Source organism: Agrobacterium sp. SORGH_AS_0440 (assembly GCF_031453135.1).
Taxonomy (GTDB): Bacteria; Pseudomonadota; Alphaproteobacteria; order Rhizobiales; family Rhizobiaceae; genus Agrobacterium; species Agrobacterium pusense.
On the sequence record NZ_JAVIYR010000001.1, the window covers coordinates 687,665 to 712,634 of the forward strand.

Consider the following 24,970-nt stretch of genomic DNA (forward strand, 5'->3'; position numbering starts at 1 on the left):
AACGATACGGGGGTAAAACCCTGATCATGATGTGCTGGAGGGTAAAGTGATGATCGCATTGGGCGGTTTCGACATCGTCGTCTTGGCAGCCGTGGTTCTGGTCATTCTGGTGCTGTTTGCCGGCATCAAGACCGTGCCGCAGGGATACCGCTATACGGTGGAACGTTTCGGGCGCTATACGCGCACGCTCGAGCCTGGCCTGAACCTCATCGTACCCTTCTTCGAGCGCATCGGCGCCCGCATGAACGTGATGGAGCAGGTGCTCGACATCGCCACCCAGGAAGTCATCACCCGCGACAATGCCAGCGTTTCCGCCGATGCGGTGGCGTTTTATCAGGTTCTGAATGCAGCGCAGGCTGCCTATCAGATCGCCAATCTGGAAAACGCCATCCAGAACCTTACCATGACCAATATCCGCTCGGTCATGGGTTCGATGGACCTCGATGAATTGCTGTCGAACCGCGACGCCATCAACGACCGCCTTCTGCGCGTGGTGGATGAGGCCGTGGGACCATGGGGCATCAAGGTCACCCGCATTGAAATCAAGGATATCGCGCCGCCGAAGGATCTCGTCGATTCCATGGCGCGGCAGATGAAGGCGGAGCGCGAAAAACGCGCGCAGGTGCTGGAGGCGGAAGGCGCCCGCAATGCCCAGATTTTGCGCGCGGAAGGCGCAAAACAATCCGCTATTCTGGAAGCGGAAGGCCAGCGCGAAGCAGCGTTCCGCGACGCCGAAGCGCGCGAACGTCTCGCCGAGGCCGAAGCCAACGCCACCCGGATGGTGTCGGAAGCCATTGCCGCCGGCAATGTCCATGCCATCAACTATTTCGTTGCTCAGAAATACACTGAAGCACTTGCCGAGATCGGCACAGCCAAGAATGCCAAGATCGTGCTGATGCCGATGGAGGCCTCGGCGCTGATCGGCTCTCTCGGCGGTATCGGCACGATTGCTAAAGAGGTCTTCGGCAACAGCGGTGACGCGCCCACTGCTCCCGCCGCCCCTGCATCCTCCCGCTCCGTGCCGCCGACACGGGCTTCGGGCCAGACGATTAACGTCACGGCTCCCGGCAATCCCTTCGGTTCTTCCTCGGAGAAGTGACGATGCTGCAAGGGCTTGCCACGGAACTTGGACCATGGAGCTGGTGGATCGTCGCTTTCGTGCTGCTCGCTGCCGAACTCATCGCCCCCGGCGTCTTTCTGATCTGGATCGGCCTTGCCGCACTGGTCATCGGTGCGCTCTCCCTGCTCCTTTGGCAAACAGCGTTTTGGGCGTGGCAATTGCAGTTAGTGATGTTTGCCGCGCTCTCCGTCGTTTTCGCTCTGCTCGGCCGGAAATACTTCGGCAGAAACCGGGCGACAAGCGACGAGCCCTTCCTCAACCAGCGAGAGGCAAGCCTTGTCGGCCGCACGGCGACGCTTCAGGAACCGATTGTCGAAGGGCGGGGCCGTATCAGGCTGGACGATACCTGGTGGCCGGTCAACGGTGAAGACCTGCCGGCGGGAACCCGGGTGAAGATCGCTTCCGCCCGGGGACGAACGCTGACAGTCGAGCCGTTAGAGCGATAGGTTTCAGGATCAGCCTTCTCAGGATCGGCTGGCCTCAGGCTACGCCGATTCTCAGCAGATCGTGGAAATGCACCAGTCCTATCGGCCGGTTGTCGTCATCGACCACGATCAATGCGCCGATGTGGAATTTTTCGAGCGTTGCCAGCGCACCCGTTGCCAGGACCGATTTTTTGACGGTTTTGGGCGTCCGGGTCATGATATCGTCCACGGTCAATTCGGCAAGATTGCGCGACAGGTTGCGCGCCATGTCCCCCTCGGTGACGATGCCGCACAGACGCCCGTCCTCATCGAGAACGCCGACGCAGCCGAAATGCTTGCGGGAGAGAACACCCACGGCTTCCGGCATGGCCGTTCCCCTGTTGACCAGCGGCACACGATCACCGGTATGCATTATGTCGCTGACCAGCGTGAGACTGGCGCCCAGCTTGCCGCCGGGGTGAAATACCTTGAAATCGCCCGCCGTAAAATTGCGCGCTTCCAGCAGCGCAACAGCAAGGGCATCACCAAGTGCAAGCTGCATCAATGTGGAGGTTGTGGGCGCAAGGCCAAGCGGGCAGGCTTCCTGCTTGTTGGGAACCAGCAATACGATATCGGAAGCCTTCGCCAGCGATGATGTCTCGGAACAGGTGAGCGCGATCAGCGGAATCGAAAAGCGGCGCGAATAATTGATAATGCTGCGCAATTCGGCACTTTCCCCACCCTTGGAGATGGCGAGAACCACGTCGTCACCGCCGATCATGCCCAGATCGCCGTGATTGGCCTCCGCCGCATGGACAAAAAATGCCGGCGTTCCAGTGGACGCAAAGGTGGCCGCCAGCTTCGCACCTATATGCCCGCTTTTGCCCACACCGGTTATGATGAGACGGCCGTTCGACTGGCCGATTGTTTCGATCGCCTTGCAGAAGGGGACCGAGAGACCGTCTCGCAGAGCCGTCTCGAGGGCGGCAAGGCCCGCCCGCTCCATCGAAATCGTCCGTACGGCGGATTCGATGGCATTGTCTTCGACCAAGTTGACGGCGCGCGTAATCATGGGGGACTGTTACTCTTTCAGCCGGAATAAGTCCACTCCCTGCCGGAGCCGCCTGCTTCAGTGGCGCAGATCCGGCGGAGAAATTTCCTCCATGGTTCCCAGCCGCTTAAAGGGAATGTTTTCTTCATCGACGAGATATCGGCCAGCGGTCCTCACCCAGGAAACCGAACCGTCGGTGCGGCGCACGGCATATTCCTGACTGTAGAAGCTTGCGTCCTTCAGGGTGTTCAAGGCGGTCTCTATCACCCGATTCCGATGATCCAGATCCACTTTTTCGAGTATCTGGAAAATACTGATGCCCTGCATTGCCTGTCTTAGTGGAATTCCGAATAGTTCAGCGCACACTTCATCCAAATAGAAGCGGTCATTGGTAATATCCCAACAATAGAAACCGACCTGTTTGATATTCAAAACGGCTTTCATGAAACGACACTGTCACACAAAATAAAATTCAATACGATTTGCCGGGCAATGGAAGGTCAACTTTCGTTAATCATAGGGCGATTCCGTGCCAAATTGAAACGTTTTAATCTTTTCATATTAGGAATATTTTGCATTTGCGAACAGCCCCGCTGCCGCCAGCTCTGACCGGTGCGCGCAGGTAACGGGAGTGGACGGCACTCCAGGACGCCTCCCCGTGACATCAGGAAATTCCGGCGATCTTTATCAACTGTTAACCATAAAAAACCTATTGTTAAAACGATGTTAAAACTTGCGTCGACTGTTTGGTCCCTGGTTTGTCCATGTCGTTTCGTCGGCCTTTCTGACTAGGGCCTGCGGCAATGTATTGGCGGACTGTCGGTCCGGCATTCGGCCCATTCGCCGGGTGAAAAGGAATGACTGTGAAGGGCACCGCCACACGTCTGCCGACGTCGCGGAAAGCAGCAACCCTGCTGCTCGCCTGCACCCTTTTTTACCACCACGAAGATGCTTCCGCACAGACGGCGACTGCCGCCCCGGCAATGCCGGGCGCCGCTGCCACGGCCGATGGCATTGGCTCCGCCGCTCCCGGACCGACCCCCGGGACAACGGCGGGTACGGCCCAGGCCACAACGGCACCTGTCCCCACGCCCCAACTCTGGCGTCCCTCAAATAATCCCGGTGACGCGATTTCCGAGCAGCAGGACGAAGCGGGGCAACCCTATGCCGAGGCAGACAACCCCTATGAGCCGACCGTGGACGGGGGCGAAAACCCACGCGTTGTTACCGAACCCGGACAGACTCCGGGAATTCGGCTGGGCACCCTTCTGCTCCGACCTTCGATCAGTCAGACCATCAACACGGAAAAACAGAGGAATACGGGTGGTCCCTCGCGACGAAACTATCTGACGACGGGCATACGCGGAACGCTCACCAGCGACTGGTCCCGCCATGCTTTGACCGTCACCGGAGACGGCGCGTGGGAGAAAAACTTCGGTGATAAGGACGGAGAAGAACCAAGGGCGCGGATAGAGGCCGATCTGCGTCTTGACCTCGGATCAGAAACAACCGCCAACCTCAAGGCCGGTTACGAATTCAGCCGTGAAGACACGACCGATCCCAATGCCTTGACCGGCGCCGCCGTGCAGGGTGGCGAACACCGTTTCAGCGCCGGGGCATCGATAGAGCGGGATTTCGGCAAGCTGCGAGGTCTGGCCGCGCTTGACCTGTCCCGTACGGTGTATACCGACGCGAAGGGTCTCGATGGCCGGCCGATCAGCCTCAGTGACCGTGACCAGAATGGTGCGAATCTGCGCGGACGCCTCGGCTATGAGCTGTCACCAGCGCTGATCCCCTTCCTCGAACTGAACGCCGGCACAACGAAATATGACAGCCGCCTCGACAATTCCGGTTATGCCCGTTCATCCAATGCCTATGGGGCGAAGATCGGGGCAGAGGTCGATCTCGGCGAAAAGACCCGTGGCGAAGCCGCCATCGGTTATCTGCGCAAACAATATGACGATGATCGCCTTGCGTCGATCGGCGCGTTGACGCTGGATGGCGAACTTAACTGGTCACCCCAGCGCGGCACGAATGTCAATCTTGGCCTTCGCACGACAATAGAGGATTTCGCCGGCGGCCCGCAGGGCGGATGGGTTTCCTATCGCCTGGATGCCGGGCTGACCCACGAATTGCGCAGCAATCTGGTAGCGCGATTAACCGGGCAAATCGTGCATCGCACATTCCCCTCCTCCGACACGGAGGACGCCGTGGAATATACGGCGGGTGCCGGCCTGACCTGGGGTCTCAACCGTTATCTCGATCTGACTGCCGATGTCAGCTACCAGTGGACACCGGTTTATGACAGCAGCGAACTTCGCGTCGGTGCAGGGCTTGTCCTGAAGCGATAAGCGCCAAATAAAAATCCCGGCGCGAAGGCCGGGATTTTGTCATCTATTCTCTGGTCTCTCACTTCAGCCCGTCGATCAGGGCCTTGATCGGCTCTTCGATTGCCGGACGGATATCGCCGCGCTCGAGAGCGAAAGCGACATTGGCCAGAATGAAGCCATCCTTGGCACCGCAATCGAAGGTCTGACCGCGGAAATGATAGCCAGCAAACTCCTGCGACTTGGCAAGCGTCAGCATGCCGTCCGTCAACTGGATTTCATTACCGGCGCCACGCTCCTGATTTTCGAGAATATCGAAAATCTCGGGCTGAAGAATATAGCGGCCGTTAATGTAGAAATTCGAAGGCGCTGTACCCTTTGCAGGCTTTTCAACCATTTCCGTGATCTTGAAACCCTCACCCACGGTCTCGCCCACGCCGACGATACCATATTTATGCGTCTGGTCGGGAGCGCATTCCTGCACGGCGATGACGTTGCCCTGGGTCTGGTCGTAAAGTTCGACCATGCCCTTCAGGCAGCTTTTCTGTGAATGCATGATCATGTCAGGCAAAAGCACGGCGAAAGGCTCGTCGCCGACGATATCACGGGCGCACCAGACCGCATGGCCCAGGCCGAGCGGCACCTGCTGGCGCGTGAAGCTTGCGGTACCTGCCTTGGGCAGAAGGCCGGCCAGCAGTGTCAGCTCGGCATTCTTGTTGCGCTCGCGCAGCATCTGTTCAAGTTCAAATTGAATATCAAAATAATCTTCGATCACCGCCTTGCCGCGGCCGGTGACAAATACAAAATGCTCGATACCCGCTTCTGCCGCTTCATCGACGACGTACTGAATAACCGGCTTATCTACGACGGTGAGCATTTCCTTTGGAACTGCTTTGGTTGCGGGCAGAAAGCGCGTGCCGAGACCTGCGACGGGAAATACGGCCTTCCGAATTTTCTTATGTTCTACCACATATTCCTCCTGAGAGATAACACTTGATCACAATCCCCGCACGCTGTTGTTATTTCAAAAACAACAACGTTTTGTAAAGGGTGACGCTACCATCTATTAATGGTAAAGAATTTGTTGACGTTCTTTTGTTATCCATGATGACGCCCGATGCGTTTTCGCAATCGAAATGACATTCGAGAGAACGAAAGACAGACGATGACAAAGATGATCCTTTCAGATGTCCGCAAATTCGGCTGCATGGTGGCTGCTGGCCTCGTAATCTCGCTGGCGCCGGTTTCGGCCCGCGCCGATGCGGGATTCCGTCAGTGGATCAACCAGTTCTATGCAACAGCCGCGAAAGAAGGCATTAGCAAGGCGACCTATCAGAAAGCCTTTGCCGGCGTTAGCGAGCCGGATCCCGACGCGTTGCGCAAGGCCACTTTCCAACCGGAATTCACAACGCAAATCTGGGATTATCTCGACTCCCGCGTCAATCCGTACACGGTGCGGATTGGCCGCGAAATGAAGATGAAGCACGCGACGACCCTCAACTGGATCGAGCGCAACTTCAACGTCGACAAGCACATCATTCTCGCCATCTGGTCGATGGAATCGAATTACGGCGCGGTTCTCGAAAAGCCGGAGCGTCTGCACAACATCCCGCAGGCACTGGCAACGCTCGCCTATTCCGATCCCAAGCGCGCCAAATTCGCGCGTACGCAATTGATTGCCGCGCTCAGGATCCTTCAGGCGGGTGACGTCACCCCCAAACAGCTGACGGGCTCCTGGGCCGGCGCGATGGGCCATACACAGTTCATCCCGACAAGCTACCTGCTTTATGCGGTAGATGCGGATGGCAATGGCAAACGGGACATCTGGCATTCCGTCCCGGACGCTCTCGCAACTGCCGCCAATCTTCTCGCGAAAAACGGCTGGGAGCCCGGCCGGACATGGGGTTACGAAACCGCCGTTCCGCGTGGCGGCGCGCGGTATGAAGGCCAGACGAAGACCATCGCTGAATGGGCAAAGCTTGGCTTCACCCGCCCCAACGGCAAGAATTTCACCCGTGGTTCCGACCGCGCGATGCTGAAACTGCAGGGTGGGGCAAACGGCCCGGGCTTCCTGATGATGAAGAACTTCTTCACCATCAAGAAATACAACGCCTCCGACAGCTATGCGCTCGCCGTCGGACTGCTCGCGGATGAAATCGCCGGTTACGGCGGCATGCAGCAGAAGTGGCCGCGTCCGGACGGTACGCTGGATATTCGCGAAAAATTCGAACTCCAGACCCGCATGAAGGAACTCGGCTATTATGACGGTGAAGTCGACGGCAACTTCGGCTCCGGTTCCAAGGCCGCCATCAGTGCCATCCAGTCACGCATGGGGATGGACGCGGACGGCCAGCCGTCGCAGCGGTTGCTGAGAGCCCTTCGCAACTGATAATGTGCCGGCGAGTTCGGCGGCAATTACGAAACGCCGCCGAAATATCCGGAAGGGCCGATGTCATGAGTACGAAACCTGCGGAAAAAACTGGAAGAACCGGCTGGCGTTTCTGCGCTGTCCTTCTTTCCGCTGTTCTTGCCATGCCGCTCGTACCCTCCGAGAGCTTGGCACAGGAACAGCGGCGCACCCTGTTTGAAATGCTGTTCGGCAGGCCGGTGGGCCGCGATGGCGGATCAGGCCGCGAATACCAGCCCCGCAACCGGCGCGATTTTCCATCCGCGCCGCGTGAAAGATCGGTTACCCGCCCGCAACCAGCAAGGAAAGCGCCTTCGGTGGTGCAGATGCGAACCGCTAAGCCGGAGCCTGCCGCCAAGCTTGAAAATGCCAGGCGCGTCCTTGTTATCGGTGATTTCCTCGCCGGCGGAATGGGGGAAGAGCTGGTCAATGCCTTTGCCAGCTCGCCGGCAATCGCGGTAGATGTGCGTGCCAATGGCTCTTCCGGCCTGGTGCGCACCGATTATTACGACTGGTTCAAAAACCTGCCGCAGTTCATAAGCGAGACCAACCCCGCCACCATCGTAATCATGATGGGCTCGAACGATCGCCAGCAGATGCAGATCGGCGATATCAAGGAAAAATTCGGCACGGAGGTCTGGCTCAAGGAATATGAGAGGCGGATCGATGAGCTTCTCACCCTCGCCGGCCGCCCGAAAGTGCCGCTATTATGGGTGGGTTTGCCCGCCTTCCAGTCTCCCTCGCTTTCTGCGGATCTCGTTGGGTTCAACCGGCTTTACCGCAGCCATGTGGAAAAATTCGGCGGCGAGTTCGTGGATGTCTGGGACGGTTTTGTCGACGAAGCCGGCAAATTCGTCATCACCGGTTACGACATGAACGGTCAGCAGGCCCGCCTGCGTGAGGCCGACGGTATCGGCATGACGCAGGCCGGAAAGCGCAAGCTTGCCTTTTACGTCGAGAAATTCGTCCGCCGGCACCTCGACGGCGCCGGACCGGACCTTGTGAAACTGGACGGCAGCAATCTGCCGGCACTCACCTCCCTGCCGGCACTTGGCATCGATGCGGGACAGGTGCGCACCCAGCCGATCAGCCTTACCGATCCTGCTCTCGATGGCGGCGACAAACTGCTCGGTGATGTCCCTCTTTCGGCCGCACCAACACGCGTCTTCGTCGTGGAATCCCCGCGCGAAAGGCTGACCAAGCGTGGCGAAATGGCCGATGCGCCGGCAGGCCGCATCGATGACTATCGGATGACGCCCGATACCACACAGGCAAAGCAATAGAAGCTTGCCCGCCGTCTGCCGCCCAGTCGGTCGGCGTAATGTTCAGGCAATCCCACGATGACAGGATAGCTGCAGCTTTGCAGGAATGCGGAGATCGGTCACAAACCTCCGCCGCTCCACCGATTTCGCACGGCGAATGTATTCGACGGCGACGCGTCGCTTGCCATGAGCGTCAACGGCACCGTCGTTTTTGACTCCATGTGTACGCTTCACCCTAAGCGTGCCGACAATGCCGAGACGAATTCATGCGCCTGCTGCTTGTTGAAGACGAACGTGAGATGGCAGCGGCCCTGTCTGCCGCGCTCCATCGGTTCGATATTATCGTGGATACGGTCGGAACACTGGATCTCGCTCGACACGCCATCATGGATGGTGTCCACGATCTCGTTGTGCTGGACCGGCAACTGCCCGATGGTGACGGCATCGAACTGATAGAAAATCTGCGTCTGCTGCCAGTCACCCCACCCGTCATAGTGTTGACGGCCCAGGGCGGGCTCGTGGATCGGGTGAAGGGCCTGAACCTCGGTGCAGATGACTATATGGCCAAGCCTTTCGCTGTCGAGGAGCTACTTGCCCGCATTCGCGCCCTGATGCGCCGACCCGCCGGAACCGTGGCGATGACGGCGAAACTCGGCAGGCTGGAGTTTTGTTTCGAGACGCGCGAAGTGCGTATCAACGGCGCGTTTCTTCCGCTGACGAGACGGGAGTTGCTGATTCTCGAAGCCCTGCTGCGACGACAGGGCAGAACAGTGCTGCGCTCGCTGCTCGAAGAGGCCGTCTATAACTTTGACGATGAAATCCAGTCCAATGCGCTCGATTCCCACATTTCCCGCTTGCGGCGCAAATTGCAGGCCGCGGACGCCGCCGTGGAGGTGCATGGCATTCGCGGCGTGGGATATCTTTTGAGGGCGACGGGATGAGATTGTTAAAGAGAAAGTCACTGAAGCGGCGATTGACCATTCAACTGCTCCTCTTCCAGATCGGTTGTCTGTTGATCGTCAGCGTCGCATTCTTTGCCTATCTGTTGAGCGACGGCGTCGGCAGCGCTCTTCTTAGCTCGGAGGCGGCGCAGATAACTGCAAACGCTTTGATCCGCGATACGGATGGGAAGCTTACGCTGAAAGAGACGGCCGAATATGCCAAACTCCGGGAAAAAATGCCCGATTTCTGGTTTGTTGCGCTGAGCGACAAGGATGAGCTCATCCAGAGTGGCCCTGTTCCCGAGGCCTACAGCAACATGGAGAAGGAGTTAAACGACATCAAGATTTCGAACATTCGCGAAGCCGGGATGTCCTACTCCTATTTTGCCGTTCTTTACCTTGCGGTTGTTCGCCGTGCATCCGGGCCAGCCGGAGAGTTCGTGATGGTCGGAAAAGGCGATCTTTTCAGCATGACGCTCCCTGTTCTGCTGTTTTCCAACATCATGATTTTCCCGGTCCTCGTCCTCATCTCCATTGCGACCACGATAGCAATTCCCTTGATCATCCGCAGGGAATTTCGGGCACTCTCGACGATTGCCAAAACCGCGGAAGCGATCGATATCGACAGACGCGGATATCGCTTGCCCGACAATGATATTCCACGGGAAGTGCAGCCGCTGGTGCACGCCGTCAATGGTGCACTCAAGCGCCTGGACGATGGCTATGAACGGCACAAGCGCTTCATTCTCGACGCCGCGCACGAATTGCGCACGCCGGTCGCCATTCTACAGACGCGTGTCGAAACTTTGCTGGAAGGGCCCGCACGCAGCCGGATTTTGGCGGATGCCAACCGTATCGGCGTGCTGGCCGAACAATTGCTCGATCTGCAGCGTCTCGGCGGCCAGAAGGCGCCATTGGTGCCGCTCGATCTGGTCAATCTCTGCAGATCGGTTGTTGCCGATATGGCACCGCTTGCCATCTCGCAGGGTTATGAGCTCTCATTTGAACCGGAGGAAGAACCGATCCTTGCACTTGCGGACGACCCTTCCCTGCGGCGAGCCCTGATGAATATCGTGCAAAACGCCATAGAACACGGCGGCAACCGCGGAACCATAACGATGACAGTGGCGGCCAATCGGGTGATAGAGATCGCCGACGAAGGCAACGGCATTCCTGAAAAGGAGCGGGAACTCGTCTTTGATGCCTTTCATCGCCTGCAACCCAGAGACCGGGGCACGGGCCTCGGGCTTAATCTCGTGCAGGAAATCGTGCGGTATCACGGCGGAGATATTACTATCGGCGATTCATCCAGCGGTGGGGCCTGCTTCCGGATTACGCTTCCATATTGCTGAAAAAGGAGCGCTCGTTCTCTGACATCAAAAAAAGGCCTGTTGCGGGTGCGACAGGCCTTTCCATTTTTATCCATTTGCCGGCTTAGCGCGGAAGAACGGTCGCGCCCATCAGCGCTTCGTCAATCGCACGCGCCGCCTGACGGCCTTCGCGGATCGCCCAGACCACCAGCGACTGGCCACGGCGCACATCGCCCGCCGCCCAGAGCTTGTCGACAGAGGTCCTGTAATCCGTCTCGTTGGCGACGACATTTGTGGAGCCACGGCGGTCCGTGTTGAGTGTCAGCTTGCCGTCCATTTCCTTCAGAACGCTGTCCGTGAAGGGACCGGAAAAGCCGATGGCGATGAAGGCGAGATCGGCCTTGATGATGAACTCCGTGCCGGCAATGGGCTTGCGTCGGTCATCCACCTGGCAGCACTTCACACCTGTCAGCACGCCGTCTTCGCCAACGAATTCGAGGGTCGCCACCTGGAACTCGCGGATGGCGCCTTCGGCCTGCGAAGACGACGTGCGCATTTTGGTTGCCCAGAAAGGCCAAACCGCCAGCTTGTCTTCCTTTTCCGGCGGCATCGGGCGTATGTCGAGCTGGGTGACTTTAACAGCACCCTGGCGGAACGCCGTGCCAACGCAGTCGGATGCAGTATCGCCACCGCCCACAACGACGACATGCTTGCCGCCCGCGAGGATCGGATCGGCCGGCCAGCCAACGCTGTCAATGTTTTCACGACCGACGCGCCGGTTCTGCTGCACTAGATAGGGCATGGCATCATAAACGCCATGCAGATCCGCACCGCCGATGCCGGCCGGGCGTGGGGTTTCCGAGCCGCCGCAATAAAGCACGGCATCGTGGTCGGCGAGGAGCGCCTCCACCGTCACATCGACGCCAACATTGACGCCGCAATGGAAGGTAACACCTTCGCCCTTGATCTGCTCGACACGGCGGTCGATGAAGTTCTTCTCCATCTTGAAATCTGGGATGCCGTAACGCAGCAGGCCGCCGGGCTTGGATTCACGCTCATAGACGTGAACCTCGTGGCCGGCGCGGCCAAGCTGTTGCGCCGCCGCCATGCCCGAGGGACCGGAACCGATGATGGCGACCTTCTTGCCGGTGTGGATCGTCGCCGGCTTCGGCACGATGAAGCCCAGCTCATAGGCCTTGTCGGCAATAGCCTGTTCGACGGTCTTGATCGCGACCGGCGCATCCTCAAGATTCAGCGTGCAGGCCTCCTCGCAGGGGGCGGGACAGACGCGACCGGTGAATTCCGGGAAGTTGTTGGTGGAATGGAGGTTACGGATCGCCTCCTCCCAGTTGTTATTGTAGACCAGATCGTTCCAGTCGGGGATCTGGTTGTGCACGGGACAGCCTGTCGGGCCATGGCAATAGGGAATGCCGCAATCCATGCAGCGCGCCGCCTGCTTCTGCACCTCGGCATCCGACATCGGAATGGTGAATTCGCGGAAGTGGCGGATACGATCCGATGCGGGCTGATACTTGCCCACCTGCCGGTCGATCTCCAGAAAACCTGTAACCTTGCCCACGTTTATGTCCTCACATCAAAGCGGAGCGCCTGTCGGGCCCCAGTACCAGGTGGCGAAACCCAAAGCCGCCCCAGCACGATGAACTCAAATCCGGTCTCGCCGCCCGTCCAAGTGGTCGCCACGAATGGCGACCGCTGTTATCAGCGAGATCAGGTGGTGTAGTGTCCTCACGCGACGGATTACTCCGCCGCCACGCCCATGCGCATGCGCTCCATTTCCTCAAGCGCACGACGGTATTCAACCGGCATGACCTTGCGGAACTTCGGACGGAACTCGCTCCAGCGATCGAGTATATCCTTGGCACGCGACGAGTTCGTGTAATGGAAGTGGTTGGAGATCAGCTGGTAAAGGCGCTCCTCGTCGTGGCGAGTCATGTCTTCGGAAACGTCGACACGTCCCTTGTGCATGAGGTCGCCGCCGTGATGGTGCAGCTTTTCCAGCATGTCGTCTTCTTCCGGAACTGGCTCCAGCTCAACCATGGCCATGTTGCAACGCGTGGCGAAATCGCCCTTCTCGTCGAGAACATAAGCCACACCGCCGGACATGCCGGCCGCGAAGTTGCGGCCGGTCTCGCCAAGAACGACCACAATGCCGCCGGTCATATATTCGCAGCCGTGGTCGCCGACACCTTCGACAACCGCAACCGCGCCGGAGTTACGCACCGCGAAACGCTCGCCAGCCACGCCACGGAAATAGCACTCGCCGGTTATGGCGCCGTACAGCACGGTGTTGCCCACGATGATCGAGTTTTCCGCGACAATACGGGCGTTTTCCGGCGGGCGCACGATGATGCGGCCACCCGAAAGACCCTTGCCGACATAGTCGTTACCGTCACCCACCAGATCGAAGGTGATGCCTCGAGCGAGGAACGCGCCGAAGGACTGGCCCGCCGTGCCGCGCAGCGTCACATGGATCGTGTCATCCTTCAGACCCTTATGGCCCCAGCGCTTGGCGAGCGCGCCGGAGAGCATCGCACCGGCGGAGCGGTCTACGTTTCTGATCGGCACTTCGAAGACCACGGGTTCGCGGTTTTCCAGCGACGGCAGCGACTTTTCGATCAGCTTGCGGTCGAGAATGTCATCGATCGGATGCTTCTGGCGTTCCGTCCAGAACGTCGCTTCCTTGGGTGCCTCGACCTTATGGAAGATGCGGCTGAAATCCAGACCCTTCGCCTTCCAATGCGCCAGCATCTCATCCTTCTCGAGCAGTTCGGAAGCGCCGATGATCTCGTCCAGCCTGGTCACGCCAAGCGAGGCAAGGATTTCGCGCACTTCTTCGGCCACGAAGAAGAAGTAGTTGATGACGTGTTCCGGTGTACCCTTGAAGCGCTTGCGCAGAACCGGGTCCTGCGTGGCAACGCCGACAGGGCAGGTGTTGAGATGGCACTTGCGCATCATGATACAGCCGGCCGCAATCAGCGGCGCGGTGGCGAAGCCGAATTCATCCGCACCGAGCAGCGCGCCGATGATGACGTCGCGGCCGGTCTTCAGACCACCATCCACCTGCAGTGCGACGCGCGAGCGGAGACCGTTCAGCACCAGCGTCTGCTGGGTTTCGGCAAGGCCGATTTCCCAGGGCGAACCCGCGTGCTTGAGCGACGTCAGTGGTGACGCGCCCGTGCCGCCATCAAAACCGGCGACGGTGATATGGTCGGCACGCGCCTTGGCGACACCGGCCGCAACCGTGCCGACGCCGACTTCCGACACCAGCTTCACCGACACATCGGCTTCCGGATTGACGTTTTTCAGGTCGTAGATCAGCTGCGCCAGATCTTCGATGGAATAGATATCATGATGTGGCGGCGGCGAAATGAGGCCGACGCCCGGGGTGGAGTGACGGGTCTTTGCAACCGTCGCATCCACCTTGTGGCCGGGCAACTGGCCGCCCTCGCCGGGCTTTGCGCCCTGCGCCACCTTGATCTGCAGCATGTCGGCATTGACAAGGTATTCCGTCGTCACACCGAAGCGACCGGATGCGATCTGCTTGATGGCGGAGCGTTCCGGGTTCGGCTGGCCGTTCAACAGCGGCATGTAGCGGTCGGATTCTTCCCCGCCCTCACCCGTGTTGGACTTGCCGCCGATGCGGTTCATGGCAATCGCGAGCGTCGTATGCGCCTCGCGGCTGATTGAGCCGAAGGACATCGCCCCGGTCGAGAAACGCTTGACGATATCGGCTGCCGGCTCGACCTCATCGATGGAGACTGGCTTGCGACCGAGTGCTTCCGCCGACTTGACCTTGAACAGGCCGCGAATGGTGTTCATGCGCAGCGCCGTTTCGTTCACCATGCCGGCGAATTCGCGGTAGCGATCCTGGCTGTTGCCACGCACGGCGTGTTGCAGCGAGGCGACGGCGTCCGGCGTCCAGGCATGGCTTTCGCCGCGCATGCGATAGGCGTATTCTCCGCCGATATCGAGCGTGTTGGCGAGGATCGGGTCCTTGCCAAAGGCCGCTGTGTGGCGCGCCACGGTTTCTTCGGCGATTTCGGTCAGGCCGACACCTTCGATGGAGGTGGCGGTGCCGAAGAAATATTTCTCGACGAATTCCGAAGACAGGCCGATGGCGTCGAAAATCTGCGCGCCGCAATAGGACTGGTAGGTGGAGATGCCCATCTTGGACATGACCTTGAGGATGCCCTTACCCACCGCCTTGATGTAGCGATAAACGACTTCATCATCAGACACTTCCTTCGGGAATGCGCCGTGCTTGTGCATGTCGAGCAGGGTATCGAAAGCGAGGTACGGGTTGATCGCCTCCGCACCATAACCGGCCAGAAGGCAGAAATGGTGGATTTCGCGCGGCTCACCGGTTTCGACGACGAGACCGACCGAGGTACGCAGACCCTTACGGATCAGGTGGTGGTGCACGGCGGCTGTCGCCAGAAGTGCGGGGATCGCGATGCGATCCGGGCCAAGCTGGCGGTCGGACAGAACGATGATGTTGTAACCGCCGCGGACGGCGGATTCGGCCCGCTCGCAGAGGCGGTCGAGCATTTCGGGCATGCCCTCGGCACCGCGCTCCACATCATAGGTGAAGTCGAGCGTCTTGGTGTCGAAACGGTCTTCCGTGTGACCGATGGAACGAATCTTCTCCAGATCGCCATTGGTCAGGATCGGCTGGCGCACTTCCAGACGCTTGGCGCGGGCAGCACCTTCGTGGTCGAGAATATTCGGACGCGGGCCGATGAACGACACGAGGCTCATGACGAGCTCTTCGCGGATCGGATCGATCGGCGGGTTCGTGACCTGCGCGAAATTCTGCTTGAAATAGGTGTAGAGCAGCTTCGACTTGTCGGACATGGCCGAAATCGGCGTATCCGTGCCCATGGAGCCGATGGCTTCTTGGCCCGTCGTCGCCATCGGCGACATCAGGAGCTTGGTGTCTTCGCTGGTGTAACCGAAGGCCTGCTGGCGGTCGAGCAGCGACACGTCGCGGCGCAGCGCGCGTGGTTCGACAGGCTTCAGCTCTTCGAGGATGAGCTGCGTGCGATCAAGCCAGCTGCGATAGGGATGCTTGGCGGCAAGCTCGTGCTTCACTTCCTCGTCGGAAATGATCGCGCCCTTTTCCATGTCGATCAGCAGCATCTTGCCGGGCTGCAGACGCCACTTCTTGACGATGCGCTCTTCCGGCACTGGCAGCGTGCCGGCCTCGGAAGCCATGATGATGCGGTCGTCATCAGTGACGAGGTAACGGGCCGGGCGCAGGCCGTTGCGGTCGAGCGTCGCGCCAATCTGCTTGCCGTCGGTGAAGGCAACGGCGGCGGGACCGTCCCACGGCTCCATCAGGGCTGCGTGATATTCGTAGAATGCCTTGCGTTCGGCAGACATGGACTGGTTACCGGCCCAGGCTTCCGGGATCAGCATCATCACCGCGTGGGCCATGGAATAACCGCCGCGGACGAGGAACTCGAGCGCGTTGTCGAAACAGGCCGTGTCCGACTGGCCTTCATAGGAAATCGGCCAGAGCTTGGAGATGTCGTCACCGAACAGCGCGGACGAAACCGAAGCCTGACGCGCCGCCATCCAGTTGACATTACCGCGCAGCGTGTTGATTTCGCCGTTATGGGCGACCATGCGATAGGGGTGCGCCAGCTTCCACGACGGGAAGGTGTTGGTGGAGAAACGCTGATGCACGAGCGCGACAGCCGATTCGAAACGCGGGTCCGAAAGGTCCTTGTAATATGCGCCCACCTGATAGGCGAGGAACATGCCCTTGTAGACGATGGTCGAGGAAGAAAGGGAAACGGGATAGAAATCCTGCGTTTCCTTGCCGCCGCCTTCGTCATAGATGCGGTTGGAGAGAACCTTGCGGATGAGGAACAGCTTGCGCTCGAAATCGGCATTGCTCGCGGCATCGCGGCCGGCGCCGATGAAGACCTGCACATGGTGCGGCTCGGTCGCTGCGATATCCGGCGCCTTGGAAAGCGAGGAGTTGTCGACCGGGACATCACGGAAGCCAAGGAACTGCTGGCCCTCTTCGCCGATAACGTCGACGATGACCTTCTTGTAGTGCTCGATGCGGGAGGGATCGCGCGGCATGAAGATATGACCGACGGCGTATTCGCCAGCCTTCGGCAATGTCACGCCCTGCGCGGCCATTTCCTCGCGGAAGAAGCGGTCGGGAATCTGCACGAGAATGCCCGCACCATCGCCCATCAGCGGATCTGCGCCGACGGCGCCGCGATGGGTCAGGTTTTCAAGGATGAACAGGCCGTCCTTGACGATCTGGTGCGACTTGACGCCTTTCATATGGGCGACAAAGCCGACGCCGCAGGCATCATGTTCATTGGCGGGATCGTAAAGACCCTGCCTTTCCGGCAAGCCGCCCGCGAAACGCGCTTTCGCAGAAACGGGTGCAGCCGCAGCCGCGGTGGGACAGTCAGTGGTCAGGGTTGCGGCGGCGATGTCCGCCTGCGGCTTGTTCGTCATTTTTGTCCCTCCTGCAAATTACTTGCACGGTTTCATGCGAAGGTCCGGCGCGACGCAAATTTCGCTCTTTGGCAAAATCCGCATTCTCGCCGGCTGGATCAAATTTAGGACAGCAAGACTGTCTCAATTCCCTAGGATTTTGGCAGAAACCGGCGGAATTGGCAAGGGCGCGAATCCAATTAGTGAGACCGTCGTTTTATAGCGAAGTTTCGATACTGACCTATTGTGCGAAACTTTCTGTCGCAAATCCCGCCTCCCCGTTGCTTTCATTGCCGGATTTGCCAATCGCGGAGTTAGGTCCTAGAACTTTGCCAGTCGTCGCTCCATGCATTTCCCAATCAGAACACCAGCTATCGGAAAGCCTTCAGAGATGTTTTTTGCTTCAGACAATTGGGCTGGCGCCCATCCGGCCGTCAATGAACGGCTTTCGCGGGAATCCACCCGGTTTGCCTCCGCCTATGGCACCAGCGAACTCGATCTCTCCATCGAAAAGCGCTTCAACGAGATATTCGAGCGCGAGGTTGCGGTGTTTTTCGTCGCCACCGGCACGGCGGCCAATTCGCTTTCGCTGGCCAGCATCGCTCGCGCCGGCGGCCTGACCTTCTGCCATTCGGAAGCCCATGTGATCGAGGACGAATGCGGCGCGCCGGATTTCTTTTCCGGCATGCGCATGGTCGCAGTCGAAGGGCCGAACGGCAAGATGCTGCCGGAAAACCTGATCGAGCGCATTGCCCGCTATCCGCAGGATGCCGTTCACCACGGCCGTGCCGCCGCCATCACCATGACGCAGGCGACCGAAGCCGGCACCGTCTACACACTCGACGAAATTGAAGCCATCTCCAAAATCGCCAAGGAAAACGGCCTGCCGCTGCATATGGACGGCGCGCGTTTTGCCAATGCGCTGGCGGCCCTTGACACCACGCCGGCTGAAATGACCTGGAAACGCGGCGTTGACGTGCTGTCTTTCGGCGGCACGAAAAATGGCTGCTGGTGCGCGGAAGCGATCGTTTTCTTCGATCCTTCGCTCGCTCGGGATTTCTCGTTCCTGCGCAAACGCACAGCGCAACTGTTTTCGAAGTCACGTTTCATTGCAGCGCAGTTTGAAGCCTATCTGCAGGATGATCTTTGGCTCGGTCTCGCCAGCCATGCCAATGCCATGGCGAACCGGCTGCGCGCGGGCTTCGGCTCGCTGAACAGCGCGCGCCTCGCCTGGCCGACCCAGGCCAACGAAGTTTTCGCCATTTTGCCAAAGGCAGCCGCGCAAGCAGCGACGGAAAAAGGCGCAAGGTTCTATGACTGGCTGGAACCGCGCGACATGCCGGAAAAAGTCGGCAAGGACGAAGTACTGATCCGCATGGTCACCAGCTTTGCGACGACCGAGGCCGATATAGATGAATTCCTGTCCATCTGCGCTGCCGTCTGAGATATCGGAGGGCGTCGCCTTGCGGCGCCCTCAAACCTCCTGCAACCGGTAACCCACCCCGGTTTCTGTCAGGATGTAACGGGGCTGATCGGGGATTTTTTCGATCTTCTGGCGCAATTGGCGCACATAGACCCGCAAATATTGCACGTCGGTCAGTTCATCCCATACGTGCTCCAGCAGGAAGCGGTGCGTCAGCACCTTGCCTGCGTGCTGAACCAGCACCCGCAGAATATCGTATTCCTTCGGGGAGAGCTTCACCTCCCGGTCCTCCACCCTGACGATACGCCGGACAAGATCGACCGAAAGATCGCCGGTCTGAAAGACAGGCCTTTCACCCTGGCTCTGGAGCCGGTGGCGCAGCGCGACACGGATGCGGGCGACGAGTTCGTTCATGCCGAAGGGCTTTGTAATGTAGTCGTCGGCTCCCAGTTCGAGTGCCTTGACGATACCTGCTTCATCGGTTCGGCTGGACAGGATGATGACCGGCAACGCCACCCCCTCGCTGCGCCATTTCGCCAGAAGATCGTGTCCCGACATATCCGGCAGGCCGAGATCGAGAATGACGAGATCGGGCTTGTCCTGCTCGACCAGCTCCATCGCCACCTTCGCATTCATCGCCTCGCTTACCGTATAATCCTGCGTCGACAACCCCACCCGCAAAAGCTTGCGGATCGGCGGTTCATCGTCAACGATCAGAATGTTAACGGCGGAATTGGTCATTCCAGGGTCTCCTTTGGCGGCGTAGTGGGAGCGGGGTCGCCATTTCGGCTCAGGCGGCGCCCTTTTCATGATCTAGCACAGGCGCGTTGGCGGGAACGGGCAAAGTTACCGTGAATTGCGCACCTCCCCGATCCTGCCTGTTCTCCGCACGAATAGAGCCACCCATGGCCTCGATGAAACCCTTGCAGATGGATAGCCCCAGTCCGGTTCCCGCCTGCACCTGATCGGTCTTGCGCACCCGGTAGAAGCTGTCGAACACCCGCTCCGCATCTTCGGGAGGAAAGCCCGGTCCCTCATCGGCCACGGACAGGAAGACGTGCCTTCCCTGCTGCCAGCTCCGGAGTTCGATGACCGTGTGTTCGGGAGCATATTTGGCCGCGTTGTCTATGAGGTTGAACAGGACCTGTTCGAATAGCACGGGATCGACCCTAAGCATCGGCAGATCAGGCGGAATATCCAGGACAACCTCATGCCGCACAATGATTTTCGCGGCACGCGAAAGCGCTGTCCCGACCATGTCGCCAAGGAAATGCAGCCCGTAATTCGGCTCCATTGCACCCGATCCGATCCGCGTCATATCGAGAAGATTGGAGATGAAGCGGTTCAGCCGTTCGGATTCCTCAACGATCGTCGAAAGCAGATCGGCGCGCGCATCGGGCGGGATGTCCTCGGCAAAGTCCTTCAGCGTTCCGGCCGAACCCAGAATAGCCGCGAGCGGGGTTTTGAGGTCGTGGGAAATGGAGGTGAGGAGTGCGGTGCGCAGTCGGTCGGTTTCCGCGGCCAGCCTTGCCTTGTCGACATCCGAGGCAAGCTGGATACGTTCGATCGCGAGTGCAGCCTGGTCGGCCAGCGCATCAAACAGGCGCTGTTGTTCAGGTGTCAAAAGCGGCCCGCTTCGGTCATCATCCAACCCGACGACGCCGACGGCACCGCTGCCGGTGCGGAGCGGCAGATAAAGCCGCCGGGCGCCCGGCAATGTGTCTGCGCCGCGACCGGCCGCCTTGTCGTGTTCCCATGCCCATTGCGCGGCCGCGATATCGGCATCCACCAGCGTGTCATCGGGCGGATAACCGGCCTTGACGGCGATGGCGTTGTTCTCCGGCAGAAGCAGCACCACCCTCACCTTCAACATCGAAGCCATCTGGTAAGCGGTAGCCCACAACACATCATCCAGCGTGGCCGTTCCGGCAAGCTTTTTGGAAAACAGGTAGAGATCTTCCGTCGTGCGCGCCCTTACCCGCGCCGAGGCCGCCTGCCGTTGCACCGCAACCGTGAGGTTGGAGGCAACAAGCGCCACTCCGAGATAAAAAAGCAACGCCAGAACGCTGTCCGGCGCGCTGACCGTCAGCGTGTATCGTGGTTCCAGAAAGAAAAAATTGAATGCGACGGCGCCAAGCAGCGAGGCATACAACGCAGGTCCAAGTCCTCCGCGAACAGCGGCCGCCAGCACGGCCATGAGAAAAACGAGCGCCAGATTCTGAACGTCGAGCGTCCGGTCAAGCACGATGCCGACAACGATGGCGAGCGCTACGAACAGCGTGCTGTTGAGATAGGAGCCTATCGACCAGCGCGAGCGGGACGGTGCGGCCTTCACCGATTGCGCCGGCTTCTCTTCATTCTTGTCGCCGGAAATGACGTGCACACTGATATCGCCGGCATGGTCGATCAGATCGTGCGTCAACGAGCGCTGAAAAATTCGCTGCCACCAGGATTTTCGCGGGCGACCGATGATGATGTGGGTGAAATTGTTTGTATTGGCGTAGGAGATGATCTCCCGCGTCAGGTCAAGCGCCGGCAGGGTTACCGTCTCGCCGCCAAGCTGCTGGGCAAGCCGCATGGTGCCGGCCAGCCGGTCCTTCTCCGCCTCCGACAATTGCTGCGACCGCGGCGTGTCGAGATGCAGTGCGGTCCATGGTGCGCGCAGCCGGTCCGCCTGCCTTCGGGCATAACGCACAAGACCGGGGCCGTTGCCGCCATGATCAAGACAGACCAGAACCCTGTCTCCGGCCGCCCAGGGGCCAGAGATGGCATGGGATTGCATGTGATTGAGCAATTGCTCATCCACCCGCTGCGCGGTGCGCCGGAGCGCCAGCTCGCGCAATGCCGTCAGGTTACCGCGCGAAAAATAATTCTCGATGGCGCGCCGTGCCGTACGGGGCAGGTAAACCTTGCCATCCTGCAGCCGCTTGATGAGGTCGTCAGGCGTAATATCGATGATTTCGACATCATCGGCCCGGTCGATGATGCTGTCGGGCACGGTTTCACGGACACGGATGCGGGTGATCTGCGCCACCACATCATTCAGGCTTTCGACATGCTGGATGTTCAGCGTTGTATAGACGTCGATGCCCTGCGCGAGGATTTCCTGAACATCCATATAACGCTTGGGGTGGCGGCTGCCTGCAGCATTGGTGTGAGCAAGTTCATCGACCAGAACCAGGGCGGGGCGACGCGCGAGGATCGCGTCGATATCCATCTCCTCCAGCATCTGGCCGCGATAATCGATACGTTTGCGAGGGACGACCTCCAGCCCCTCGACCAATGCCTCGGTCTCCCTGCGGCCATGCGTTTCCACGACGCCGATAATGGTGTCGACGCCATCCGCAAGCTTCGCCCGGCCTGACATCAACATTTCATAGGTCTTGCCGACACCGGGTGCGGCGCCCAAAAAAATCTTCAACCGGCCCCGCGCCTCGCGCCTGGCGTTTTCCAGAAGCGCATCGGGCGACGGCCGGCCGGGCATGTTGCTGATATCGTCAGGCATTTAACCACCAGTGGTCGAGGCTATGGCTTGCGAACAAGCCATAGCCATTTCAATTCATGAGCCGGCTGCGTCAAGAGCCATGTTGAGCGCAAGAACGTTTACAACGGGCTCGCCCATGAAGCCGAGTTCCGGAGCTTCGACATGACGCTCAACGATGGCGCGCAACGCCGCTTCATCCACGCCCCTCGCTTTGGCGACACGCGGAACCTGGAAATAGGCGGCTTCCGGCGAAACATGCGGATCGAGGCCGCTGCCCGAGGCCGTCACCAGATCGGCCGGCACCGACGAGGCCGGATTTTCAGCTCTCGCGGCCTCGTAATCCTGTTTCACCCGGTCGATAAGCTTGGCGCTCGTCGGCCCGAGATTGGAGCCGGAGGACGAGGCCGCATTGTAGCCATCGCCGGCGGCGGAAGGCCGGCCATGAAAATAAGTCTCACCAGTGAAGGCCTGCCCGATCAATTGCGATCCGACCACCGTGCCATTTTTTTCGATCAGGCTGCCATTGGCCTGCGCGGGAAAAAGCGCCTGCGCCAGGCCCGTCATGCCGAGCGGATAGGCAAGGCCGGTGATGGCCGTGGTGGCGAGGATCAGCACCAGTGCGGGACGAAGCTGTCTAAACATTGTCTTTACTCCTCAGGCGAGACCGAGCGCCGTGATGGCGAGGTCGATGGCCTTGATACCGATAAAGGGAACGATGATGCCGCCGAAGCCATAGATGACCAGATTGCGCGATAGCAGCGCACCTGCACCGATCGGGCGATATTTGACGCCCTTCAGCGAGAGCGGGATCAGCGCGATGATGATAAGCGCGTTGAATATGATGGCCGAGAGGATGGCGCTCTGCGGCGTCGAAAGTCCCATGACATTCAGGACGCCAAGCTGCGGATAGAGCGCCAGGAACATTGCCGGAATGATGGCAAAATATTTGGCGATGTCGTTGGCAATCGAGAAGGTGGTCAGTGCACCGCGCGTCATCAGCAACTGCTTGCCGATTTCGACGATCTCGATGAGCTTGGTCGGATCGCTGTCGAGATCGACCATGTTGCCCGCCTCGCGGGCGGCCACGGTACCGGTGTTCATGGCAACGCCGACATCGGCCTGCGCCAGCGCGGGAGCGTCATTGGTGCCGTCACCGCACATGGCGACGAGCTTGCCCTTCGCCTGCTCCTCGCGGATAAGCTCCAGCTTGTTTTCCGGTGTCGCCTGGGCGAGGAAATCATCGACACCCGCTTCCGCAGCAATTGCGGCGGCGGTCATCGGATTGTCGCCAGTGATCATGACAGTGCGGATGCCCATGCGGCGAAGCTCCGCAAAACGCTCGCGAATGCCGCCCTTGACGATATCCTTCAGCTGCACGACGCCGAGAAGCTTGCCATCCCGAACAACGGCGAGCGGCGTGCCCCCGGTCTTGGCAATTTCTTCGGCAATTGTCCTTATGCCGCGCATGGCATCCGTTTCGGTTTTGACGGCAAGCGCCACATTGCCCTGTTGCGAAGCGCCGCCGTCAACATAGGAAAGAACGGCGTCGACCGCCCCCTTGCGAATGGAGGAGCCTTCGAAATCGACACCGCTCATGCGGGTCTGGGCGGTGAAGGGGACGAAATTGGCATGCAGCTTCTGCATGTCACGGGCACGGATGCCATATTTCTCCTTCGCCAGAACCACAATGGAGCGACCTTCAGGTGTTTCGTCAGCAAGGGACGCAAGCTGGGCCGCATCGGCCAGTTCCTGCTCGGAAACGCCGGCGACGGGGCGGAACTCGGTCGCCTGCCGGTTCCCGAGCGTGATCGTGCCGGTCTTGTCGAGCAACAGCGTGTCCACGTCGCCAGCAGCCTCGACGGCGCGGCCGGACATGGCGAGCACGTTGAAACGCACCAGCCTGTCCATGCCGGCGATGCCGATCGCCGACAGAAGCGCGCCGATGGTGGTGGGGATAAGCGTGACGAACAGCGCCACCAGCACGATGATCGGGATCGAACCGCCGGCATAGGCCGCGAAACTCGGTATGGTCGCGGTGGCCAGAACGAAAATCAGTGTCATGCCTGCGAGCAGAATGTTGAGCGCAATCTCGTTCGGCGTTTTCTGGCGTTCAGCACCTTCGACCAGGGAAATCATCCGGTCGAGGAAGGTGGAGCCGGCAGCAGCGGTGATGCGTACCCTTATCCAGTCCGACAGCACCTGCGTGCCGCCGGTCACGGCAGAGCGGTCGCCACCGGATTCGCGGATGACCGGGGCGGATTCGCCTGTTATCGCCGCCTCGTTTACCGAAGCAACACCTTCGATGACCTCACCATCGGAAGGGATGATATCGCCTGCCTCTACAAGAACGACATCGTTCACCTTCAGGCTGGTGCCCGCCACCATACTGTATTGGCTACGGTCATCGCCGGTGAGCAGTTTCGCCTGGGTTTCTGTGCGGGTCCGGCGCAGCGAATCCGCCTGCGCCTTGCCGCGCCCTTCGGCGACGGCTTCGGCGAAATTGGCGAACAGCACGGTGAACCAAAGCCAGAGATTGATCTGGAAGGAGAACCCCAGATTGGCGCCGCCCGTGATGAGATCGCGGATGAACAGCACCGTGGTCAGCACTGACACCGTCGCAACAACGAACATGACCGGATTGCGCGCAAGCGTGCGCGGGTTGAGCTTTTTGAATGCGGCGGCGATGGCCGGCACGAGAATGCGAGAATCGAGGATGCTCACTTGTTTGGACTGGCTCATGAAGAGGCTCCAGCGTTTG

At 59.6% G+C, this 24,970-nt stretch carries 17 protein-coding genes; 8 read left to right on the forward strand and 9 right to left on the reverse strand.

The features are described from left to right. Nucleotides 1–49: 49 nt before the first annotated feature. Together QE453_RS03245 and QE453_RS03250 are read left to right on the forward strand one after the other, a co-directional pair. Nucleotides 50–1,099, forward strand: a complete 1,050-nt coding sequence (locus QE453_RS03245; RefSeq protein WP_004445830.1) for an SPFH domain-containing protein — start codon at nt 50–52, stop codon at nt 1,097–1,099. A 2-nt stretch (nt 1,100–1,101) separates the two neighbouring features. Continuing rightward, complete coding sequence (locus QE453_RS03250) at nt 1,102–1,566, forward strand: NfeD family protein (RefSeq protein WP_004445832.1); 465 nt, start codon at nt 1,102–1,104, stop codon at nt 1,564–1,566. Nucleotides 1,567–1,600: 34 nt separating this feature from the next. Here QE453_RS03250 and QE453_RS03255 read toward each other — a convergent pair whose 3' ends face one another. Both QE453_RS03255 and QE453_RS03260 read right to left on the reverse strand, forming a co-directional pair. Beyond that, nucleotides 1,601–2,596 carry a KpsF/GutQ family sugar-phosphate isomerase gene (locus tag QE453_RS03255; protein WP_309776361.1) on the reverse strand — a complete coding sequence of 332 codons (996 nt, stop codon included), beginning with the start codon at nt 2,594–2,596 and terminating at the stop codon, nt 1,601–1,603. Nucleotides 2,597–2,653: 57 nt separating this feature from the next. Then, a complete protein-coding gene (locus QE453_RS03260) occupies nt 2,654–3,019 on the reverse strand; it encodes a PAS domain-containing protein (protein WP_006697194.1) in 366 nt (121 codons plus the stop codon). A gap of 413 nt (nt 3,020–3,432) precedes the next feature. On the opposite strand from QE453_RS03260, the gene uppP reads away from it, so the two are divergent. Beyond that, a complete protein-coding gene (gene uppP / locus QE453_RS03265; protein ID WP_309776362.1) occupies nt 3,433–4,926 on the forward strand; it encodes a polysaccharide biosynthesis protein UppP in 1,494 nt (497 codons plus the stop codon). 58 nt (nt 4,927–4,984) lie between these two features. On the opposite strand, the gene galU is transcribed toward uppP, so the two are convergent. Beyond that, nucleotides 4,985–5,872 carry a UTP--glucose-1-phosphate uridylyltransferase GalU gene (gene galU / locus QE453_RS03270; protein WP_004445838.1) on the reverse strand — a complete coding sequence of 296 codons (888 nt, stop codon included), beginning with the start codon at nt 5,870–5,872 and terminating at the stop codon, nt 4,985–4,987. A gap of 195 nt (nt 5,873–6,067) precedes the next feature. Between galU and QE453_RS03275 the strand changes: the two genes are divergently transcribed. The 4 genes from QE453_RS03275 to QE453_RS03290 all read left to right on the forward strand — a co-directional run bounded on the left by QE453_RS03275 (nt 6,068) and on the right by QE453_RS03290 (nt 10,864). Next, nucleotides 6,068–7,291, forward strand: a complete 1,224-nt coding sequence (locus QE453_RS03275) for a lytic murein transglycosylase (protein ID WP_004445839.1) — start codon at nt 6,068–6,070, stop codon at nt 7,289–7,291. Nucleotides 7,292–7,356: 65 nt separating this feature from the next. After that, on the forward strand, nt 7,357–8,592 hold the full coding sequence (locus QE453_RS03280) for a DUF459 domain-containing protein (RefSeq protein WP_309776363.1): 1,236 nt from the start codon (nt 7,357–7,359) through the stop codon (nt 8,590–8,592). A 245-nt stretch (nt 8,593–8,837) separates the two neighbouring features. Then, a complete protein-coding gene (locus tag QE453_RS03285) occupies nt 8,838–9,512 on the forward strand; it encodes a response regulator transcription factor (RefSeq protein ID WP_004445841.1) in 675 nt (224 codons plus the stop codon). Further along, nucleotides 9,509–10,864, forward strand: coding sequence for a HAMP domain-containing sensor histidine kinase (locus QE453_RS03290; RefSeq protein WP_309776364.1), 1,356 nt, complete (start codon nt 9,509–9,511; stop codon nt 10,862–10,864). The genes QE453_RS03285 and QE453_RS03290 overlap by 4 nt, the downstream gene beginning before the upstream one ends. Nucleotides 10,865–10,946: 82 nt before the next feature. Here QE453_RS03290 and QE453_RS03295 read toward each other — a convergent pair whose 3' ends face one another. Together QE453_RS03295 and gltB are read right to left on the reverse strand one after the other, a co-directional pair. After that, nucleotides 10,947–12,401: a glutamate synthase subunit beta gene (locus QE453_RS03295; protein WP_004445843.1), complete on the reverse strand. Its 1,455-nt coding sequence runs from the start codon at nt 12,399–12,401 to the stop codon at nt 10,947–10,949. Nucleotides 12,402–12,580: 179 nt separating this feature from the next. Further along, complete coding sequence (gene gltB, locus QE453_RS03300; protein WP_006697197.1) at nt 12,581–17,326, reverse strand: glutamate synthase large subunit; 4,746 nt, start codon at nt 17,324–17,326, stop codon at nt 12,581–12,583. A 370-nt stretch (nt 17,327–17,696) separates the two neighbouring features. Between gltB and QE453_RS03305 the strand changes: the two genes are divergently transcribed. After that, a complete protein-coding gene (locus QE453_RS03305) occupies nt 17,697–18,749 on the forward strand; it encodes a low specificity L-threonine aldolase (protein ID WP_309776365.1) in 1,053 nt (350 codons plus the stop codon). A gap of 30 nt (nt 18,750–18,779) precedes the next feature. On the opposite strand, the gene QE453_RS03310 is transcribed toward QE453_RS03305, so the two are convergent. The 4 genes from QE453_RS03310 to kdpB are packed head-to-tail and all read right to left on the reverse strand — an operon-like array spanning nt 18,780 to nt 24,951. After that, complete coding sequence (locus tag QE453_RS03310) at nt 18,780–19,469, reverse strand: response regulator transcription factor (RefSeq protein ID WP_006697199.1); 690 nt, start codon at nt 19,467–19,469, stop codon at nt 18,780–18,782. 49 nt (nt 19,470–19,518) lie between these two features. Beyond that, the gene (locus tag QE453_RS03315) at nt 19,519–22,233 is read right to left on the reverse strand and encodes a sensor histidine kinase KdpD (protein WP_309776366.1); all 2,715 of its coding nucleotides are present in this window, start codon (nt 22,231–22,233) and stop codon (nt 19,519–19,521) included. A 54-nt stretch (nt 22,234–22,287) separates the two neighbouring features. Beyond that, the gene (kdpC, locus tag QE453_RS03320; RefSeq protein ID WP_309776367.1) at nt 22,288–22,854 is read right to left on the reverse strand and encodes a potassium-transporting ATPase subunit KdpC; all 567 of its coding nucleotides are present in this window, start codon (nt 22,852–22,854) and stop codon (nt 22,288–22,290) included. 12 nt (nt 22,855–22,866) lie between these two features. Then, nucleotides 22,867–24,951, reverse strand: a complete 2,085-nt coding sequence (kdpB, locus tag QE453_RS03325) for a potassium-transporting ATPase subunit KdpB (RefSeq protein ID WP_004445850.1) — start codon at nt 24,949–24,951, stop codon at nt 22,867–22,869. Nucleotides 24,952–24,970: the final 19 nt, after the last annotated feature.

Bases quoted from the DNA above. Each gene is read 5' to 3' on its own strand.
- QE453_RS03315 (WP_309776366.1), bottom strand. From the start codon at position 22,233: ATGCCTGACGATATCAGCAACATGCCCGGCCGGCCGTCGCCCGATGCG.
- QE453_RS03280 (WP_309776363.1), top strand. From the start codon at position 7,357: ATGAGTACGAAACCTGCGGAAAAAACTGGAAGAACCGGCTGGCGTTTC.
- kdpB (WP_004445850.1), bottom strand. From the start codon at position 24,951: ATGAGCCAGTCCAAACAAGTGAGCATCCTCGATTCTCGCATTCTCGTG.
- QE453_RS03290 (WP_309776364.1), top strand. From the start codon at position 9,509: ATGAGATTGTTAAAGAGAAAGTCACTGAAGCGGCGATTGACCATTCAA.
- QE453_RS03245 (WP_004445830.1), top strand. From the start codon at position 50: ATGATCGCATTGGGCGGTTTCGACATCGTCGTCTTGGCAGCCGTGGTT.
- QE453_RS03285 (WP_004445841.1), top strand. From the start codon at position 8,838: ATGCGCCTGCTGCTTGTTGAAGACGAACGTGAGATGGCAGCGGCCCTG.
- QE453_RS03260 (WP_006697194.1), bottom strand. From the start codon at position 3,019: ATGAAAGCCGTTTTGAATATCAAACAGGTCGGTTTCTATTGTTGGGAT.
- kdpC (WP_309776367.1), bottom strand. From the start codon at position 22,854: ATGTTTAGACAGCTTCGTCCCGCACTGGTGCTGATCCTCGCCACCACG.
- QE453_RS03275 (WP_004445839.1), top strand. From the start codon at position 6,068: ATGACAAAGATGATCCTTTCAGATGTCCGCAAATTCGGCTGCATGGTG.
- uppP (WP_309776362.1), top strand. From the start codon at position 3,433: ATGACTGTGAAGGGCACCGCCACACGTCTGCCGACGTCGCGGAAAGCA.
- QE453_RS03305 (WP_309776365.1), top strand. From the start codon at position 17,697: ATGTTTTTTGCTTCAGACAATTGGGCTGGCGCCCATCCGGCCGTCAAT.
- gltB (WP_006697197.1), bottom strand. From the start codon at position 17,326: ATGACGAACAAGCCGCAGGCGGACATCGCCGCCGCAACCCTGACCACT.
- QE453_RS03310 (WP_006697199.1), bottom strand. From the start codon at position 19,469: ATGACCAATTCCGCCGTTAACATTCTGATCGTTGACGATGAACCGCCG.
- QE453_RS03255 (WP_309776361.1), bottom strand. From the start codon at position 2,596: ATGATTACGCGCGCCGTCAACTTGGTCGAAGACAATGCCATCGAATCC.
- QE453_RS03250 (WP_004445832.1), top strand. From the start codon at position 1,102: ATGCTGCAAGGGCTTGCCACGGAACTTGGACCATGGAGCTGGTGGATC.